General features: G+C 32.1%; 17 protein-coding genes and 1 tRNA gene. 10 read left to right on the plus strand and 8 right to left on the minus strand.

Annotated features, from left to right (window positions below):
• Positions 1 to 40: 40 nt before the first annotated feature.
• Positions 41 to 1036, plus strand: coding sequence for a tRNA dihydrouridine synthase DusB (gene dusB, locus FGF67_RS00915; RefSeq protein WP_139694577.1), 996 nt, complete (start codon positions 41 to 43; stop codon positions 1034 to 1036).
• 259 nt (positions 1037 to 1295) lie between these two features.
• Here the strand turns inward: dusB and FGF67_RS00920 are convergent, their stop codons facing one another.
• Both FGF67_RS00920 and rbfA read right to left on the minus strand, forming a co-directional pair.
• Positions 1296 to 2468: an ABC transporter permease gene (locus FGF67_RS00920; protein ID WP_394344285.1), complete on the minus strand. Its 1173-nt coding sequence runs from the start codon at positions 2466 to 2468 to the stop codon at positions 1296 to 1298.
• A gap of 41 nt (positions 2469 to 2509) precedes the next feature.
• On the minus strand, positions 2510 to 2905 hold the full coding sequence (gene rbfA, locus FGF67_RS00925) for a 30S ribosome-binding factor RbfA (protein WP_139694579.1): 396 nt from the start codon (positions 2903 to 2905) through the stop codon (positions 2510 to 2512).
• Positions 2906 to 3027: 122 nt separating this feature from the next.
• On the opposite strand from rbfA, the gene mce reads away from it, so the two are divergent.
• From mce to FGF67_RS00950, 5 genes are all read left to right on the plus strand, one after another.
• On the plus strand, positions 3028 to 3432 hold the full coding sequence (gene mce, locus FGF67_RS00930) for a methylmalonyl-CoA epimerase (RefSeq protein WP_139694580.1): 405 nt from the start codon (positions 3028 to 3030) through the stop codon (positions 3430 to 3432).
• A 49-nt stretch (positions 3433 to 3481) separates the two neighbouring features.
• A tRNA-Ile gene (locus tag FGF67_RS00935) sits at positions 3482 to 3555 on the plus strand.
• 197 nt (positions 3556 to 3752) lie between these two features.
• The gene (locus FGF67_RS00940) at positions 3753 to 4682 is read left to right on the plus strand and encodes a hypothetical protein (RefSeq protein ID WP_139694581.1); all 930 of its coding nucleotides are present in this window, start codon (positions 3753 to 3755) and stop codon (positions 4680 to 4682) included.
• 1 nt (position 4683) lies between these two features.
• The gene (locus FGF67_RS00945) at positions 4684 to 5418 is read left to right on the plus strand and encodes a hypothetical protein (RefSeq protein ID WP_139694582.1); all 735 of its coding nucleotides are present in this window, start codon (positions 4684 to 4686) and stop codon (positions 5416 to 5418) included.
• Positions 5419 to 5555: 137 nt separating this feature from the next.
• Entirely contained in the window at positions 5556 to 5978 is a 423-nt protein-coding gene (locus FGF67_RS00950) for a hypothetical protein (RefSeq protein WP_139694583.1), read from the plus strand.
• Here FGF67_RS00950 and FGF67_RS00955 read toward each other — a convergent pair.
• The 4 genes from FGF67_RS00955 to FGF67_RS00970 all read right to left on the minus strand — a co-directional run bounded on the left by FGF67_RS00955 (position 5971) and on the right by FGF67_RS00970 (position 9391).
• Positions 5971 to 6813, minus strand: coding sequence for a rolling circle replication-associated protein (locus FGF67_RS00955; protein ID WP_139694584.1), 843 nt, complete (start codon positions 6811 to 6813; stop codon positions 5971 to 5973). The genes FGF67_RS00950 and FGF67_RS00955 overlap by 8 nt on opposite strands.
• 311 nt (positions 6814 to 7124) lie before the next feature.
• Entirely contained in the window at positions 7125 to 7433 is a 309-nt protein-coding gene (locus tag FGF67_RS00960) for a helix-turn-helix domain-containing protein (protein ID WP_139694585.1), read from the minus strand.
• 81 nt (positions 7434 to 7514) lie between these two features.
• Complete coding sequence (locus FGF67_RS00965; protein ID WP_139694586.1) at positions 7515 to 8162, minus strand: hypothetical protein; 648 nt, start codon at positions 8160 to 8162, stop codon at positions 7515 to 7517.
• Complete coding sequence (locus FGF67_RS00970) at positions 8162 to 9391, minus strand: tyrosine-type recombinase/integrase (RefSeq protein ID WP_139694587.1); 1230 nt, start codon at positions 9389 to 9391, stop codon at positions 8162 to 8164. The genes FGF67_RS00965 and FGF67_RS00970 overlap by 1 nt, the downstream gene beginning before the upstream one ends.
• A 693-nt stretch (positions 9392 to 10084) precedes the next feature.
• On the opposite strand from FGF67_RS00970, the gene istA reads away from it, so the two are divergent.
• Both istA and istB read left to right on the plus strand, forming a co-directional pair.
• On the plus strand, positions 10085 to 11407 hold the full coding sequence (gene istA, locus FGF67_RS00975) for an IS21 family transposase (protein WP_233243977.1): 1323 nt from the start codon (positions 10085 to 10087) through the stop codon (positions 11405 to 11407).
• Positions 11408 to 11618: 211 nt separating this feature from the next.
• Complete coding sequence (gene istB / locus FGF67_RS00980; RefSeq protein ID WP_139694588.1) at positions 11619 to 12344, plus strand: IS21-like element helper ATPase IstB; 726 nt, start codon at positions 11619 to 11621, stop codon at positions 12342 to 12344.
• 704 nt (positions 12345 to 13048) lie between these two features.
• On the opposite strand, the gene FGF67_RS00985 is transcribed toward istB, so the two are convergent.
• Together FGF67_RS00985 and FGF67_RS00990 are read right to left on the minus strand one after the other, a co-directional pair.
• On the minus strand, positions 13049 to 14206 hold the full coding sequence (locus FGF67_RS00985; RefSeq protein ID WP_139694589.1) for a hypothetical protein: 1158 nt from the start codon (positions 14204 to 14206) through the stop codon (positions 13049 to 13051).
• Between the two features lie 2 nt (positions 14207 to 14208).
• Entirely contained in the window at positions 14209 to 16227 is a 2019-nt protein-coding gene (locus FGF67_RS00990; RefSeq protein WP_139694590.1) for an IPT/TIG domain-containing protein, read from the minus strand.
• A gap of 577 nt (positions 16228 to 16804) precedes the next feature.
• On the opposite strand from FGF67_RS00990, the gene FGF67_RS00995 reads away from it, so the two are divergent.
• A complete protein-coding gene (locus FGF67_RS00995; protein WP_199240632.1) occupies positions 16805 to 17914 on the plus strand; it encodes a Fic family protein in 1110 nt (369 codons plus the stop codon).
• A gap of 200 nt (positions 17915 to 18114) precedes the next feature.
• Positions 18115 to 18306: a hypothetical protein gene (locus FGF67_RS01000; RefSeq protein WP_139694591.1), complete on the plus strand. Its 192-nt coding sequence runs from the start codon at positions 18115 to 18117 to the stop codon at positions 18304 to 18306.
• Position 18307: the final 1 nt, after the last annotated feature.

Below are 18307 nucleotides of genomic sequence, written 5' to 3' on the forward strand. Positions count from 1 at the left end.
TTATTTTAAAAAACAGTAATTTTGCACAAAAATTGAACCCTTGGTGAAGATAGATAACATAGAACTGCCTGATTTTCCGTTGCTTTTAGCACCTATGGAAGATGTTAGTGATCCGCCTTTTAGAGCTCTTTGTAAAGAACAAGGTGCAGATGTAGTATATACCGAGTTTGTATCTAGTGAAGGATTGATTCGTAACGCCGCAAAAAGCGTTATGAAGCTCGATATTTATGAAAAAGAACGTCCTGTTGGGATTCAAATTTTTGGATCCAATCTAGATAGTATGTTGCAAACCATTGATATTGTTTCGGCATCAAAACCAGATATTATTGACATAAATTTTGGCTGCCCAGTAAAAAAGGTAGTTAGCAAGGGAGCAGGAGCGGGTATTTTAAAAGATGTTTGTTTAATGGAAAGCTTAACCGCCGAAATGGTAAAGCGTACCACAATTCCAATCACGGTAAAGACTAGATTGGGGTGGGATCATAATTCTATTAAAATTGTTGAAGTGGCTGAAAGGCTTCAGGATGTGGGTTGCAAAGCCATTGCCATTCATGGGCGTACCCGTGCTCAAATGTATAAGGGTGAGGCTGACTGGAAGCCTATTGCTCAAGTTAAAAATAACCCAAGAATGCATATTCCGGTATTTGGAAATGGTGATGTTGATACCCCAGAAAAAGCCATGCTAATGCGTGATGCCTTTGGGTTAGATGGGTGTATGATAGGGAGAGCGAGTATCGGAAATCCGTGGTTTTTCAAGCAGGTAAAACATTTTTTTCAAACAGGTGAACACTTGGCACCTATAAGTTTAGAGGAGCGCGTTGAGGCGGCACGGCGTCATTTACAAATGGCTATAGATTGGAAAGGAGAAACGTTGGGTGTTTTTGAAACCCGAAGGCATTATACCAATTATTTTAAAGGCATTCCACATTTTAAAGAATACCGAACAAAAATGGTAACCTCAGATCATTCTGAAGATGTTTTTGCTGCTTTTGATGAGGTGCTTGAAAAATTTTCTGGCTATCAGTTTAGCGTGTAAATATTTAGGGAAAATGACAAGTCGCTGCGCTATGCGTTACTAGTTTTGGCTCAAAAAGAAGCTCGCCAAAAGCTAACACTTCTATCGCTTTTGCATTTGATTATTGACATATTTACAAATAAAGGTTGATTGTTTTTTTGTAAACCAGATATTTATCAATCGAACTTCGCAAGAAGGATTGAGGTATATGTTGGAGCTCCTCAACGAGAGCGACTACCGAAAGCCTGTTTGCTATGTTTATAGCAACTTGCCCAAATCATTATACGCCCTGAACCAAACTTGTTGAAATTCTAACAGAAGCCATCTTTGATGCCAAAACACCTAAAACAGAAATAGTAACAAATACGATAAAAAAGTTTTCAATCTCAATTTTTACAGGATATGGCAATGATGGCGTAATCATAACCAAACCAAAACCTTGCTGTAGTAATACAATAAAGTAGGCTATTATTAAGCCAATAATCCCTCCAACAACGCTCATAAGACTGCCTTGAAAAAAGAAAATTCGTCTAATATCTTTTACTGTAGCCCCTATGTTGAAAAGGGTGTTTAAACTTTGTTTTTTGTCTAGCATCATCATGATTAATGAGCCAATAACATTAAAAAAAGCAATGATAAGAACTAGGGTAAATATCAAATAAACCACTAAATGCTCAGTATTAAGCATTTTATAAAGGGCATCATTGAGTTGGGTTCTGTTTTTTAATATAACCCTATCGCCTAAAATAGTTTTGATTTTTGTTCTTGCTATGTTTTCATCTGCGCCTTCAGAAAGTTTAAATTCTATTGCAGAGATTTGATTGGGTTCATAATTTAATAAGTTCTTTACTAAATCAATGGAGGCATAAACGTAGGTGTCGTTTAAGGTTTCGTTTATAAAAAACACACCAACATTAAGTGCTTTTACGGTATTATAAGCATTTTTTGGTGAGGTGATAGCTCCTTTTCCCGGTTTTGGCACATAGATGTTTATGGCTCTTGTAAAATCTAGAACACCTAAAGAAAGCATGTTGGCAATACCCCAGCCCACCACAATTTGATTGGAATTTTGCTCCAGCCAATTTCCGTGGTCTAAAACCGAATCAATACTAACTACTTTTTGAAAGTTTGTATCTACACCTTTTATGGTTGCTAAAGTATTTTTATCATTAGAAGTAATGATTGTGCGTTCTTCAATAATTTTAGAAAAGGAAGCGACTTCTTTTAAAGCTAAAAGTTGGTTGATGTCATCATCTGAAATGACAAATGATTTTCCAGTAGCCACTTCAGCTTTTAGGTCGGGGTCTACGGTATTGGTAAATTCTAAAGTAAAGTCTTTTAAGCCCGCAAAACCAGACAGTACAATAAACAGTGATCCTGCTCCAACAATGACCCCAATAAGAGCAATATAGGTGATAAAGTTAATAGCATTATTAGAGCTCTTTGAGCGCAAATATCGTTTCGCTATATAAAAAGAGAAGCTCAATGATGTAATTAAGATTTTTTCCTTTTGTCTAGAATAGAAGGGTCTTTAATTGGATTTTCTTTTCCTTTTAGAGAGTTTTCTATTCTATCAATATATTCTAAAGAATCATCAATAAAGAATTCCAGTTGCGGCATACGGCGTAATTGATTTTTAGTACGTTGCGCTAATTCATGCCGTATTAATGGGGTGTTTGATTTTATGCCTTCAAGAAGTTCTTTAGCGTTATGGTTAGGAAAAATGCTTAAGTAGACTTTCGCAACAGATAAATCTACAGTGACTTTTACTTTACTCACAGAGATGATAATACCTCGCATTCCCCCTTGTGTAGCTGCGCCTTGAAGGACATCTACTAAATCTTGCTGTAAAACCGATCCGATTTTTTTTTGTCTTTGACTTTCTTCCATAAGGCAAAAATAACGATATTTAAAGATATTGTCTCTTTTGTTGGTTTAATTTAACGGTCATTAAGAAAATTATGAAGCGTTTTTGAACTATTTTGCTGTGTTAACTAAAATAAATTGCTTTGATGAATAAAATTGAACATATAGGAATTGCTGTAAAAAGCCTAAAAAATGCTAATACGTTGTTTGAAAAACTGTTTGGGGTGCCACATTATAAGGTTGAAACCGTAGAAACCGAAGGCGTAAATACGTCTTTTTTTAAAATAGGAGAAAATAAAATTGAGCTTTTGGAAGCTACAAAAATGGATAGCCCAATAGCTAAGTTTATTGCAAAGAAAGGGGAAGGTATACATCATATAGCTTTTGATGTAAGTGATATATATGCTGAAATTGAGCGACTTAAAAAAGAAGGGTTTACTGTTCTTAATGAAACCCCAAAACAAGGGGCCGATAATAAGTTGGTGGCTTTTTTGCATCCAAAAACAACCAACGGCGTTTTAATTGAATTGTGTCAAGAGATAAAGGGGTAATTTTTCTTGCTAGGAAATAAAATAAGTAGTAATATTGCACTCCAATTTCGGTCCTATAACTCAGTTGGTTAGAGTATCTGACTCATAATCAGAAAGTCCCTGGTTCGAGCCCAGGTGGGACCACTTTTTAAACCCGTAAAGCCTTGTAAATGTTGAATTTATGAGGCTTTTTTAGTTAAAGGGGACGACTTGGGGGACGGATTTTAGGATTTGGTATTAGTTAGATTTTACAGTAAACAAAATTAATTTTCGAATTATTTTTTATTATTTTATTTATTGTAAGAAAAAAAATATACTTTTGGTTACTCTACAAAACCAAGATGGAAAGTATTCAAATAATTCTTAGTAAAGATTCTGATGGTAAGGACATAAACTTGTTAAATATGTCTTTAGATGAAACAAAATCCTTAAGACAGATACTAGATGCTTTCATTAAAATTGTTGAACACGAAGCGGATTTAAATCTAAAGATTGGGGTTAAACAAGGAAGTGCAGTTCCATTAATGTTAAGTCCTGATAACCAAATGGAGGTTGTTTATAACAAAATCAAGGATGCACATGAAAATAGTCCTGAGAGGGATAATTTATATGTGAATGAACTTAATGTTATTAGAGATGTTATTGATGATAAATTTGATTTTGATATTGTTTATAATAGAGAATCATCAGTAAAAGAGAGTTTAAAGCCATTATTTACTAAGCGATTTAGAAACAGAAGGGTTAGGAGAGTATATAGAAATGATTTTAGTGTAAAATTTATAGATGGTTGGCTTGAACAGAACGGAGGGGTTAAACCAAATTTTCATTTAGTAGTTAATGATGAAAAAATAACTATTCAATGCAATCATGAAGAAGCTAGGAAAGTTAACCCTTTCTTATATAATGAGATTAAAATTTCTGCATGGACGAAAGATAAGAATGGTCGTATTCAATATAGTTTTTGTGATATATATGCCGGAAAGTCTGAGGACTATTATTATGATTTTAAAAAGTTTTTTAATGAATTAAAAGATAAGAAAGGGACTGAACCTTTTCATTTAATTAGTGAAAAACTAGAGGGCTTTTATGATGGTCAGAATTATTCGGGCGCTAAAAAATTTATCAGAGTTTTTTTAAGTAATTACGCATCACCAGTTTATTTAAGGACTATACTTGTTATCTCCAAAGGTTTCAAAGACCATGAAGATTTGTCAGAGATACTTGCTGAAGTTGAAAATAAATTAACACTTAAAATAGGAAAAGTATACTAGAATGAATAAATCTTTGAAAGCAATTAATTATAAATCAGAGCTAATTTCAGTAAAGGAATATGATTTTTCAGAAGACTTTGTAGCCATATCCTGTGAGGTTGATGATTCAGGAGTTTGTAGGCATTCGGGGTTGATTATATCTTATGATGGAGCTATTTTCTATTTTCATTTTGGCGGAAAATCAGTTGAGTTGGAAAATTTAAATGACCAAACTGATGACCTTAATTCTCTTTATATTAAAAAATTGGATATTATCTCTAATGAAGAGGTTGTTGTTTTTTTGGGACATTGTGAAAAACTCCAAAAGATTGGAGTGCATCCAAAATACGGGTTTTTATTTGATGATTCTTATTATGATTCTTCCGATTATAAATCTTTTTTGGTTAATGCCAATTATGATATAACTACATGTGTTGGTTTTTGTGTTAAAGTAATAAGAATGTTTATACATAATAACGATGAGTATCTTAAGTTAGATGATTGGAATATTTCATCTATTTATGATGCTGACCAATGGGTTAAGGACTTTATGAATAAATATTTACCCATTTATGCTAAGGCGTATGGCCTTTCAATTGCGGATTTATTTGCTCAAAATGAAATCAAAAGAATAGCGCCGTCAGAGTTATTGTCATCAACATTTTTCACTGACTTACCAATAAGAAAGTTAAGTATTGATGGTATTCGCCCTGAATTGGAGGAGTTTTTCTTAAAAATCAAAAGAAGAGCAGCTTAAGTTTTGTATTCAGAAACAATTTCGAATTATTATAATTTTTTTCATCAATTCATTTATTATAAGGCAAGATTATTCTTTCCAAATACTCATTAAAAAGTATTCCCAACCTATATTATGTAAAGCTAAACATAACATTTATGAATAATAAAGTAATATTTTTATCTAGGTTTATAGATGAATTTTTGGATAAGGGTGTTAAAAGAAGGAGTTTTCAAACTGTAATTGGGGGTGTCGAATTTCAGATAAATAAAATCGCAAGAAATAAGTTTGACAAGAAACTTAAGTTCAATGAGGATGAAATTATTGAGGCATTCAAATTAAATGATTTTACAATCATGAATAATTTTGGAAGAAAACAGAATTGGGAAAAATGGAAAAATGGTACAGAGTTACCTGAATCTTATTTCATCAATGTTAAGTCTTCGCAATTAAAGAGGTTGATTAGTACAATTGTTAAGACTCCCAAAGAGAATTGGAAGCCTGAAACTATTTTGGAAGTAGAGAATTTGAAAATTTCTTTGAATGAATTTTGGGAGTCCAATAAACACATTCTTAATTAGGTTTTAGGACTCGGTTGTTTTTATCATCCAGCCTTTTGTAAAGAGGCAACGTTTTCCTGTTCAAATCAATCATTTTAACGTTGATTACAGGACTTTCTCTGTCAGTATTATTTAACTCTTTTAGAACAGCATTTAACCGTTTAAATTGGTCTGTAAACTCTGTTGTGCTATAAAAGTCTGTATATAATTCAGAAACTCTTTTAGAACAGTTCCAAACTTGACATTTAAACTTTGCTTTATTTTTTGTCACATACTTTGTCACATAAGAAGCTATAGCTCTAATATTATTTGAGTTTAATTGTTTAACATCGAAAGCAGAGGAAGGTTTAAAGTCTTTTTCTCTTGGGGTAACACCATTCTTTATTTGAAGATTAATCCAATAATTCCACCATTTTTCAATTTTCCAGTATTTATTCGTTATAATATGAAAATGAACGTTCCCCTTAAATTCGTCATTCTTAGTTTGCCTTTCAGCCACCCAAACATATTGGAAATCCTCACTACGTTTTTTAGCATTGTCTACAAATTTTCGTAATAAATTAACGGCTTGTTCGTCTGTAACTTTGTTTAAAAATGTAAGTGTTACAAAGCTTAATCTTTTATAACATCTAGCAAAGCAGGTAATCTTTTTACGAATTTTTTGTTTCGAACGCCTGGACAAGGAGCGTTCCTTTTTCTCCTTGCCCTTACTCTCCTTTTTTTTTGCTTTTGTATTTTGTTTTGGCTCTTGCTTTTTACGTTGTAATGCTGAACCTGTAAACTCATATTTTGGTGCTTTACCGTATCTTCTTGTTGAAAATGCAACACTTGTACCGTATGTATTCTTGACAATCATAATCTGAATCGTTGTATATTAATAAATACCATTAAAAGGTTATTTATTAAAGGTTTTTATAAAGGTTACTACGTTGTTTTAAAGGTTAAAAAAAAAGAGAAACTATTCAGTGAAAGCTGGAATGAACTCTCCCTTTTTGTATTGTCGGATAAATGTTCCCTCTCTACGGTTGTAAACATTCATATATAACCAGTTAGGGTATTTTTTTGAGAGGAATAAAGAGAACCCATTTAGCTTATGAACATAAGTCCATTTTTTAGGTTTCTTCTCGTTTTCTAAGAACACGATAACGGAGTAATCATTTTTCTTTTTTAACATGATTTACCTCCTCTCTTTATTGAAGTTTTAACCTCTTTTAATGAGTTATTTATATCCTCTAGTTTGTAAAGAACACGACCTCCAATTCTAAACGCACGGATTATTCCTTGTTTAGTCCATTCATTCAAAGTAGGCAGAGAAACACAAAGCATATCTGCGGTTGCTTCTCTAGAATACATGTTTAAAGATTCTTCTTGTCTAATGTTATCTAAAACATTGTTGAAGATGTTTTCATTTAGAACATTTTTAATCGCTTGTTCTAAGTCAGCGATAGTGAAATTGTTTATTTCAATTTTTCCCATGATTAATTGTTTTTAATTATGGTGCAAATATGAAATAGAGGTTACCGTATGGTAAGTAATGTGGTAACCACAACCTTAATTTTATTTATCTAAATCTGATTTTATTTTATTTGAAACTTCTGTATCATCTATGTTTTCAAATAGTTGAGCCACTTTTTCTAAATTTTGTTTTGTTCTCACATCATTTTTACCTGCTGCTACATAGGACAGGTATTTTCTTGTGTTTTCTTCTCCAACACCTAAAATTTGAGATAATAATTTAGCCGTTTTTACATTGTCGTATTTGTTTAGATTAACTCCATAGTAGTGTAAGGCTAGAATTTTTTGCTTATGTGATAGTTGAGGTTTTTTTGGAGTAGGCTTTTTATTTAATTGATCTCTAAACTCATTTAGCCATAGATAGTATTTTCCAAAGTGGAAGGCTTGACTATAACACTCTGTTTCCTCATTGATTATTCCTCTTAAAATATAATTATTAAATGCATCGGAGAATCCCTTTCTGGCTAATGGAGAGATACTTAGTTTGAAAACAGAAAAGGCGTTTGACGTGTTAATAAGACTATTGTTTTTAAAAAAATTACCGTGAATGTTTTTTGTTTGTTCATGCCTTATGTAGTTCTCAACTTCTTTAATTTCATTTTCGATAAGGTTCTTTTTGTGGGTTTGAGGTATTTGATTGAGTTCAGTTTCAAATTCAGCTTTGAACTCTTCAAAAGATTTTATGTTCATTAGTTGAAAAATGGGTGCGTTAATAATTTATCGGCATTTTCTTTTTGAGAAACGCGAATATACTGTAAAAATGAACGTTCTGTCTGATGTCCTGTTATTTTCATAATTGAAATTGTTGGGACTTCTGCTAAATATAGATTAGTAGCAAAGCTTCGTCTAGCGGTATGGGTAGATACTAATTTATGTTTTGAAATAGGCTTTTTTACAACTTTACCGCCTTTAGTAATTGTAGTTTCAATCTTTTCTTTAATTCCTGCTAAACTTATGACATCCTTTAGATAGTCATTCATGGTTTGGTTAGTATAGGCTTTAGGCAGTTTATTTTTATATTTTTTAAGAATAGTCCTTACAGTTTTATGCAATGGAATAGACACTCTTTGCCCTGTTTTTTTAGTTCTTATTTCAATAACAGTATTGTTGGAAACTATGTTTTCGGGGTTTATTTGGGTGAAGTCTGAAAATCTTAAACCAGTATAACAACCTATTAAAAATAAATCTCTAACTTTTTCTAATCTCGGACTAGCTTTTAAATCTAGCTTTTCAACCTTCTTTAATTCGTCAACACTTAAATAAACGCTGTCTGATTCTTCTCTAATTGTTTTGAAACGTTTGTTTCTAAATTCTAGATTTGTATTATGACCTCTTTCGGTAGCTTCATTCATAAAAGATTTGATAGTTTTTATGTGTTTACCTACTGTATTATTAGATAGATTATGTTTTTTTAGAAAACCTAAATAATTGTTATAGAACTCCAATGTAATAGATTCAAAGTCTATTGGTTTATACTTTTTAGCATAATCTTTTAAGTACGTAAATGTGGTGTTATAAACCTTAATAGTTCCATTAGATTTATTGAGTTTGCTTTCTTCTATGTAATCTTCAATGAATTTAAAAAGAGATAATTTTTTAGGCTTTACGATATTATCTGATAGTTCAATTTCTAAAGCTTCTTTTAAGTTAGTGTTGTTTGGTTGAATGCCATCATTTAATAATTTTCTAAAAGCGTTATTTATGCCATTTTGAATTTTATCTAATCTAGCATTAAATTCGGGATGTTCAGTAAATTGTTTTGTAGTCTTTACTCTTTGTGAGGTGGTATTCCAGAATTTTGGATTTATTTTTTCGCCAGTTGAATACTTGAATCTTTGATATTGATATCTAAAAATTAAGTAGATTAGTGTATCCGTTTTGGAAGTAGGTTCTTTGAGTATAAATTTTGCTTTTCCCATGCTTCAAATGTAAGATAAATTATGTTTCTGGGGGACGAATCAGGGGACGAATTTTTTTAATTTCGTTTAATTTCACCTATTTTCGCTTAACTGTAAAACACGGTGTTTATAGGGGTTAACGAACTAAAATTCAATAAAATAGAGTAAAATAAAATAAAAATTCAAGTGGTTCAGGTGGGACCACTTTAAATCCTTGTAAAGCCTTGATTAATCTTTTGATAATCAAGGCTTTTTTTGTTGAGCTAAAGTATATGCTCAAACCCGTCTCGAAACACTTACTGTCATTGACTTCACAGATATTGATGTCTTATCATAAAAATAAAATTTCGTGAATTTGTGATAATAAAATTTGACTAGTTGGTTTGCTCTACATATAGTTAAATACTTTTGTCTAATAAGCTTTCCAAGGTTTCCGTTTTCGGCAATAGTATATATTTCTATATTTGAAGAGTGATAAATTTTGTGTAGTCCCACATAACGGACAGATTAAATAGAATGAAATATAAAATAACGGAGATATCTGCAAAAAACGGCTATATTGAGCCACCCACAGCGGATTAAAGTGAGCATAGCGCGGCGGATGAAACTGAGCCACCTGCAGCGGACGAAAGTGAGCCACTAAAAAATCGATTCTATTTGTACGGCATTACCGATCTTATAATCAAAAAGATCATGGCCAATAAACAAATAGATATGCGAAAAGTAAAACAGATATTTAAGCTTTATTCAGAAGGTGTTAGCAAACGAAAAATAAGCCTTCAGTTAGGTATCTCACGCAATACCATTGTTAAGTACATCGATTTCTTCAATCGTTATCAGCTTACAGGCTATGAAGTCTCAGCTATGACCTTAGAAGAGTTGGACAGGCTTTTTAAATCCGACCAAAAACCCAAACCAGAACAACTTGTTATATTAGAAAAGTACTTCCCTTATTTTGATAAGGAACTTCGTAAAACCGGTGTCACGAAAGAACTTTTATGGCAGGAGTATTACACGAAACATCCTAATGGCTATAAACTATCCCAGTTTAGGTATTGGTATCGCGAGTGGACTAAGGAAGTGTCTCCAGTGATGCATTTTACCCATAAAGCCGGTGATAAATTATTTATAGATTTTACAGGAAAGAAACTCTCCATTGTAGACAAGCATACCGGTGAGATCCAGGACTTAGAAGTTTTTGTTTGTGTTTTGGGCAGTAGTCAGTATACTTACGTAGAAGCCTGTGAGAGCCAGAAGAAAGAAGACTTTATGGCTTGTGTTGAAAATGCTCTTTGGTTCTATGGAGGAGTGCCTCAGGCCTTGGTTCCCGACAATCTTCGGGCAGCCGTTAGTAAAAGTAGTCGCTACGAGCCCAGAGTTAACGCCGATTTTGCTGATTTTGCAGAGTATTATGAAACCGCAGTGCTCCCCACAAGAGCATACAGACCTCGTGATAAGGCCATTGTAGAAAATGCGGTTCGCATCATATACACACGTGTATTTGCTCCACTTCGCAATCAAACCTTCCACAGTATAGCAGAGCTCAATAAAGCTATATTAGAACAGCTTAAAAAGCACAATGCCATGTCTTTTAGAGGGCGCGAGTACTCCAGATATTCTCTATTCGAAGAAATAGAGAAACAGGCTTTAAAACCATTACCTGAAAAACGCTATGAAATCAAGAGACAGTCCAGAGCTACCGTTCATAAAAACAGTCATATATACTTCAGTAAAGACAAGCATTATTACAGCGTGCCCTACGAACATATAGGCAAGCGTGTTAAGGTTATATACTCGGAAAGTGTTATAGAGATTTACCACCAGAATGAACTCTTAACCTTCCATGCCAGAGAGCGCCAGAAATATGGCTATACCACCATAAAGGAACACATGCCTTCACATCATAGGTTTGTTAGTGAATGGAGTAGTGAAAAATTTATCGACTGGGCCAGTCAAATAGGTGTGCATTGCCACACCATGATTGTTGAAATTTTAGATAAAAACAACATCCGGAGCAATCTTACAAGTCCTGTTTAGGCATCCTTCATCTGGCTAAAAAAGTAGGAAAACAACGGTTGGACAACGCCTGTAAACGGGCGTTAGACTATAACTCCTACAATTATAATATGATAGATAGAATCCTGAAAAACGGATGGGATGAACTCGATGAAGAAGATACAGAAGCGTCTATAGATATCCCTAATCATAAGAACATCAGAGGCAGTCATTATTACAAATAAATTAGATTATGAATACAAAAACATTAGAACAAATGAAGCAACTAAGGCTCTTTGGTATGCACAGAGCTTTTGAAAGTAGTTTAGCACCTGAGAGTATCAATTACACTAGTGATGAACTCATAGCATATCTTACCCAATCCGAATGGGATGATCGTCAAAATCGTAAAATAGACCGCTTGACAAAGTCAGCACATTTTAGGTATAATGCAGTTATAGAAGCTATAGATTACGATCCTTCAAGAGCACTTGATAAGAACCAGATTCAGCGTTTTGCGAGCTGTGATTTTATTAAGAATAACCAAAATATCCTCATAACAGGTAGTACTGGGGCTGGAAAAAGTTATATGGCCTCAGCTATAGGCCATCAAGCTTGTTCTCTTGGGTATAAGGTGGTTTACTACAATGCTAATAAGCTTTTTACCTTACTAAAAACAGCTAAAGCTGATGGCTCTTATTTAAAGATGATTAGTAAACTGGAAAAACAAGATTTATTAATCTTAGATGACTTTGGACTTAAAGCTTTGGATAATATTAATCGACATGCTTTAATGGAAATTATTGAAGATCGCCATGGTAAACGCAGTACTATTATTGCTTCTCAATTACCTGTGGAAGCCTGGCATAAAATGATAGGAGAACAAACTATTGCTGACGCTATTTTGGATCGGCTTGTTCACACAGCTCACCGTATCGATATTAAAGGCGAGTCTATGCGTAAAAAATTAAAAAAATAACACTAAATTTAACCACAAATGAATCGATTTTGAGCACTTAGTTTACTATGCTCAGTTTGACCCGCCGCGCGTGGCTCAGTTTGTCCGCCCTATCCAATTGATGCGATTCTTTATAATTCTTCTTTGTTTAAAGCGGAAATAGAGTGGGATATATATTTAATTGACAGTAGCAAGTATAAAAATGAAATTCTTGAAAATCCAGATTTGAATAATGTAGTTAAGAAAAACATGATTATTAAAAATTATCCAAAGTATATATGGATTTGTACTGCAATTACGAGTAAAATAAAATTATTTGATTTTGTTTATGATTCTACTGATACAGCAATGGGATATTTTTGTATTGATTTTAATTTACTTTTCGACGCGAAGATATTTAAGGAGTATCTTTTGAATGATAATTTCTTGAAATTCAAATCATTTTATTTAACTGAAAAATCAGGTCCTAAAATTAGTGAGACAGTTTTTGACGAGATAATTTCACAACTAAGTTAATATTTTATTTAAGTACTTAAATTTGTAAATGATTGTGTTGCAATCTAGATTAAATGGAGCAGGTGATTTAAGATAATATTTAGGCTGTGATGGACTACCTTAAATCTTTGAAACCTTTTATTATAGTTAAGTTTATAGTTGTAGAATTTTTGAGAGCTCAATTATATGCTCAAACTAATCTATTATATAGTTAGATTAAAACTTAAATATTACAGCTGAAAATTAAATTCTTTAGCTTCTGAAACTAATTCATCTGTAGTGCGTACTTTTAATAGAGCCTTATTGTCAATATAGATGCCTTCAGGTATTTTTACCACGAGTTTTGTTGATTCTCCAGTAATAATTTCAGCTTTGTAATCGTCAAAATAAACTTCATTTACATATGAAGCTGGCCAAAAATATTTGCCAATTATTTCGATTTCATCCCCAATTCCTCCTTGCTGAAAAGATATAATTTCAGGAGGATAATATCTAAAAGTATTGGTTTCAAAAACACCACGACCGTTACTTGCTAAAAGAATTTTCGGATTATTTACGAACATATGAATGCTTACTTCAAGGCTTACTTCATTTGGAGAAATTTTTGTGATTTTTGTTGCAGGAATATCATTTATATTTACGGTCAAAAAATCAGGAGGGTATCCTTCTTTATAAAAATCTCCCTTAATGATTATTTCGTCTCCCCAATCAATTAATTTGGGGCTTACCGAATCTATAATTGGTGCTTTGATGTTGAATTCATAGTTACAAGGAACAACTTTTTCTAAATAGGTAATTGACATTTTTGCCCATGTGTATCTATAATATTCATGCCTTGACAAAAATTTTGGAACCCTACATACTATAGTTTGATCATCAATGACGTCAATTATTTCAGCATCTTTTGTGTGAAGCTTGATGTTAAAATCTTCTTTTTTTACTCCAATTATCTTTTCCGAAAAATTAATCTCTATTAAATCCCCTATATAACCGATTGCTGGTGTTATTGTATTTATTTTTGGAATAAAACTACCTGATAAAGCATAAAATTCTTGAGTACGGCTAGCAAAAAAACCTCCCTCACTGGTCTTAATAAAAGCATAAAAAGAATATTTTTTATCTTGATACAGACCAGATAATATTTGAACAGTATTTTGACCTTCTTTCGGGTTAGGTATTAAGTATTCTTTTGAGTCGACATAAAAGCCCAAGATATCCCCCTCAGAAAAATTTTGAAAATCGGCTGTTAACGTAACACCTCCTTGAGAAAGAGATTCGCTATTTGTAACGACTACAGAAGGGAAAATGTTTTCTGTAGAAGAGCTGTCACAACTCAAGATAATAATCAAAAATAAATAAATGTTGTATTTGATTAGATATGTTTTCATTATTAATTAAAATGCGATTTTTTAATTTTTATAATATAATTACCTTCTTTACTAAAAACAAAATTTTCGGTTTCAAGGAAATGCTTATTGAATCCGTTAAAGTTTATACCAGTAGGTTTTATAGACCAGCTATTTGTAGACGGATCATATATATATGTTGATCCTCCATAATCAAAATGCCCTTTACCATCAATATTGATTCCTTCAATCCTTTGAGAGATAGTGATAGGTAAATCAGCTTTTTTTGCAGCTAAATTTGTGTTTGTATCAATTTCCCAAAAGTCTAATAATTGTGGTTTGAAATCGTTTTGTCCACCTCCTATATAAAGCTTAGAGTCAATTGAAAAACTTAAAGGCCTTACCTTTGCTTTATCAAAAGTTTCAATTTCAGGAAGATTTAAAACAAACTCCCATTGGTTAGTGTTTATTGAGTATCTCCAAATATCATTAATTCCATCAATAGTAGTATCTCCAAGACCATAATAAATATAATCACCAACAACAGCCATAAAGGGATTAAACCTTTGTTCTCCAGGAAAAGGTTCAAGTTCATTCTCCTGATTAGTAAAAATATCATAACTGTAAAACTTTAGTGTTCCAGTATTATTATTGAATGAATAAAATTTTGTACCATGAAATGAGAAATTAAAACCTTTTGGAGCTTTCGATAAGTAATCGTTAGGGTATAATTTCTCAAAATTGTTTACCTCCTTATTAAATTTAATTAAATACTTATCATTAAAGGAATAAGGATAAGCAACTGCGTATAAGTCTTCGTTAATAGTTCCATATCCGATGATATTGTCAGTGTTAAATGAAGCACGCACATAATTTTCATCTAGTGTGATTTTTTCATCTAATTTAATATCATTTCCAAAGAAATTAATTGATAGACCATTTATAATAAAACCCTCATAATCGAATGAGCTATTCATGTCAATTACTAAACTATCTCTATAATTTTCGAAAAAAGACATCTGTTTTGAGCCTAATTTATATCTCAAAGTATCGTTTGTATAGCTATTTTTGTTGGGAAAATTTGATCCATAAACAACTAATTTTTCACCATATTTTACTGTGTTTTTTGAAATACTTGATATAGTAGGCAATATGTGCTTGAACTTTTTCTTTGCTATAATAGTTTGAGATTGGCTTTCAATAGTTATTGAAGGTTCATATGTACTTATTCTTCTTATAACAAACTGAAGTTCCTTTTGACTAGCCTTTATAACTTCAGGGTAAGCAGAAGTTCCTGTATTTTGAGATATGATTAATCGATTACCATGACTCTTTCTATTAAAATGATTTCCATAAATAGTTATTGTGTCTCCAGGAAAGGCCTCATAAGGTCTTATTGAATCAACTACTGGAGTGTGCAGTGCAAATTCATCGTAGATTGTTTCATTACTAGTAAAACTTCTTACTTTCAGTTCTACAAAAGGTAGCTTTTCTACATTGTGTTCAGGCTTGTTAATTACTATACATTTTATTAAAGTATCATTTCCAATTAATGCTTCAGATGACCATGTATTAAAAAAAACCTGAGGCGATTTTGAGAAATTCTTCCCATTAATGGTAATGGTATCTCCCAAATGAGCTTTGTTTGGTTCTACTGATTCAATTTGCGGATTGGCGCTTCCATTCGAAATAAATGATTTTTCATTTCCATAGACATATTCCCCATTTTTAAAAGTAATGGTATTGTAATAATATGTTATGCCTTCTCTTAAATTACTTTTGAAGTCAAGTGTGAAATCACCATTGTGTATACCTGTTAGAAATTTTGCTTGAGAATTACTATTGTATGTGTCATTTTCAATTGTAGAAATTATAAATCCATAATCAATGGGTAATTCTACATTACCAATTTTTCCCGTTAAACTAACGCCTCCTCCATCAAGTAATTTATAATCTAAGGTTGTTATGTAAACATTGTTATTGTTTGGGGGTAAATTTTCATCTTTTTGGCAAGATGAAAAAGTCAATAATATTATGGAAAAGTAGATTATAGTCTTTTTCATTCAAGGATTATGTTTCGACAAATCAAATATAATGATATAAAACTCTTACAGGTTAAATAATAGATAGAAAGTTAAAATATTCCGTATTAAAAAAATAAATGTTATTCACATACCCCATTTCCTTTTTATTATTTGTTTGTATACTGAGCAGTTGTAAGTAGCATAGCTTTAAATTTCGATTTGATGCTCAAACCTTTATACATCTATAACACTCTACACAGCTATTTCATTTAAAAATGAGAAGGGTTAAAACTCCATTATACTGCATATAACTCTTTATAGCTATACTAAATAGTAGAACAGGTGGGACCACAAATTGAAATCGTAAAGCCTTGTAAACGTTTAGTTTATGAGGCTTTTTGTTTTTAAGTAGACAACATAGGTTAGGTGTTTTTTAAGTAATTGAATGTCAATATTTAGAAGTTTAAATATGCTTAAATCAAGTGAATTTTGCAACAATTTGTCTTGAATTCTAATCTCAATCATTTACTCTCTAATTTCTATATGAGCTAAATACATTTAAAATATAGCTCATAATTTTGTTATATTTGAGCTATAAACTAACTTTTTATAGCTCATGATGCGAAAAATATGGAATTGGCAATCTGACGAATGGCCTAACTTCACTTATGACGAAACTAAATTAAAAGCTTTAGAATTACAATTCTCTAAAAATATTGGAACAGTTTTAGGAGCTATTAAACATGTTAATACCGAAGAAAAGGAACAATTCCTTATTGAAGTCTTATCGAACGAAGCTTTAAAAACATCAGAAATTGAAGGGGAGTACCTTGATAGAGATAGTATTCAATCATCTATTAAAAAGAATCTCGGACTAAGTGTAGAAAAAAGAAATATAAAACCTGCCGAGTTTGGCGTTTCTGAAATGATGGTAGATTTATATCAAAATTTCAATGAGCCGCTTACGCATCAAAAAATGTATGATTGGCATAAAATGCTAACGAATGGAAGGCGAGACTTAATAGATGTAGGTAGATATCGAACACATGCAGATCCTATGCAAGTTGTTTCTGGGCGATTAGATAAACATATTGTGCATTTTGAAGCGCCACCGTCAAGTGAAATGAAACAGGAAATGGATGGCTTTGTAAATTGGTTTAATACGAGCCATTATGAAAGTGGAAATGAGATCTTGCCTCTTGCTAAAGCTGGCATAGCTCATCTTTATTTTGTAAGTATTCATCCTTTTGAAGATGGAAACGGAAGAATTGCACGAGCATTAGCTGAAAAATCCATTTCTTTAAGCATCGGTGAAGCTGCATTAATTTCTTTATCTAAAACTATAGAGGCTAGTAAAAATACATATTATGATGCTTTAGCAGATAATAATAAAACTTGTGAGATTACTGATTGGCTAGTTTATTTCGGACAAACAATACTAGATGCACAGGAAGAAACATTAAAGTTAATCGATTTTATTATTGATAAAGCGAAGTTTTTTGATCGCTTTTCAATTTCAATGAATGAACGTCAGCTAAAAGTTGTAAAACGACTTTTCGATGCCGGCCCTCAAGGTTTTATAGGAGGTTTAAGTTCTGAAAACTATACACGAATAGCAAAGACTTCTGCATCAACGGCAACCCGTGATTTAAAAGATATGTTAGATAAAAGTATACTAAAAAAAACAGGCACTTTAAAAAGTACCAGATATTGGTTAAATATTTAATATTCAAATCAATCCGATGTAAGTTATTAGCTTTATATGAATTTGTGGTGGTCAGTCTATTCAAAATGTAAAAAATTAAGAGTGTAAAGGAATATAAATTGCTTTTAATCGATGTTTTTTTGTTTTTAATCGATAAAAATTTAACTAAATGCGTGCTTTTTAATTTTTATTACTTTGTTTTTTTTATACATTTGTTATAAATGAAGAAACAAAACAAAAGAATATTTGCCTCAGTCTTGTTTGTGTTGGTTGGCTCCCTGTGCTTTTCTCAAGGTTTGCCACCGCCTAGTCCTCCACCCGCTCCAGGTTTCCCTATTGACGGTGGTATTTTTTGTAGTATTGCTATGGCTTTAATCTATGGTGCTAAAAGTATTATTTCAAGAAAAAAATAGG

It is taken from the genome of Allotamlana fucoidanivorans, assembly GCF_006265225.1.
Taxonomy (GTDB): Bacteria; Bacteroidota; Bacteroidia; order Flavobacteriales; family Flavobacteriaceae; genus Allotamlana; species Allotamlana fucoidanivorans.

Excerpts from the sequence above, each read along its gene's own strand:
- rbfA (WP_139694579.1), bottom strand. The coding sequence starts at position 2,905 with ATGGAAGAAAGTCAAAGACAAAAAAAAATCGGATCGGTTTTACAGCAA.
- mce (WP_139694580.1), top strand. The coding sequence starts at position 3,028 with ATGAATAAAATTGAACATATAGGAATTGCTGTAAAAAGCCTAAAAAAT.
- FGF67_RS00940 (WP_139694581.1), top strand. The coding sequence starts at position 3,753 with ATGGAAAGTATTCAAATAATTCTTAGTAAAGATTCTGATGGTAAGGAC.
- FGF67_RS00945 (WP_139694582.1), top strand. The coding sequence starts at position 4,684 with ATGAATAAATCTTTGAAAGCAATTAATTATAAATCAGAGCTAATTTCA.
- FGF67_RS00950 (WP_139694583.1), top strand. The coding sequence starts at position 5,556 with ATGAATAATAAAGTAATATTTTTATCTAGGTTTATAGATGAATTTTTG.
- FGF67_RS00955 (WP_139694584.1), bottom strand. The coding sequence starts at position 6,813 with ATGATTGTCAAGAATACATACGGTACAAGTGTTGCATTTTCAACAAGA.
- FGF67_RS00960 (WP_139694585.1), bottom strand. The coding sequence starts at position 7,433 with ATGGGAAAAATTGAAATAAACAATTTCACTATCGCTGACTTAGAACAA.
- FGF67_RS00965 (WP_139694586.1), bottom strand. The coding sequence starts at position 8,162 with ATGAACATAAAATCTTTTGAAGAGTTCAAAGCTGAATTTGAAACTGAA.
- FGF67_RS00970 (WP_139694587.1), bottom strand. The coding sequence starts at position 9,391 with ATGGGAAAAGCAAAATTTATACTCAAAGAACCTACTTCCAAAACGGAT.
- istA (WP_233243977.1), top strand. The coding sequence starts at position 10,085 with ATGCGAAAAGTAAAACAGATATTTAAGCTTTATTCAGAAGGTGTTAGC.
- istB (WP_139694588.1), top strand. The coding sequence starts at position 11,619 with ATGAATACAAAAACATTAGAACAAATGAAGCAACTAAGGCTCTTTGGT.
- FGF67_RS00985 (WP_139694589.1), bottom strand. The coding sequence starts at position 14,206 with ATGAAAACATATCTAATCAAATACAACATTTATTTATTTTTGATTATT.
- FGF67_RS00990 (WP_139694590.1), bottom strand. The coding sequence starts at position 16,227 with ATGAAAAAGACTATAATCTACTTTTCCATAATATTATTGACTTTTTCA.
- FGF67_RS00995 (WP_199240632.1), top strand. The coding sequence starts at position 16,805 with ATGATGCGAAAAATATGGAATTGGCAATCTGACGAATGGCCTAACTTC.
- FGF67_RS01000 (WP_139694591.1), top strand. The coding sequence starts at position 18,115 with ATGAAGAAACAAAACAAAAGAATATTTGCCTCAGTCTTGTTTGTGTTG.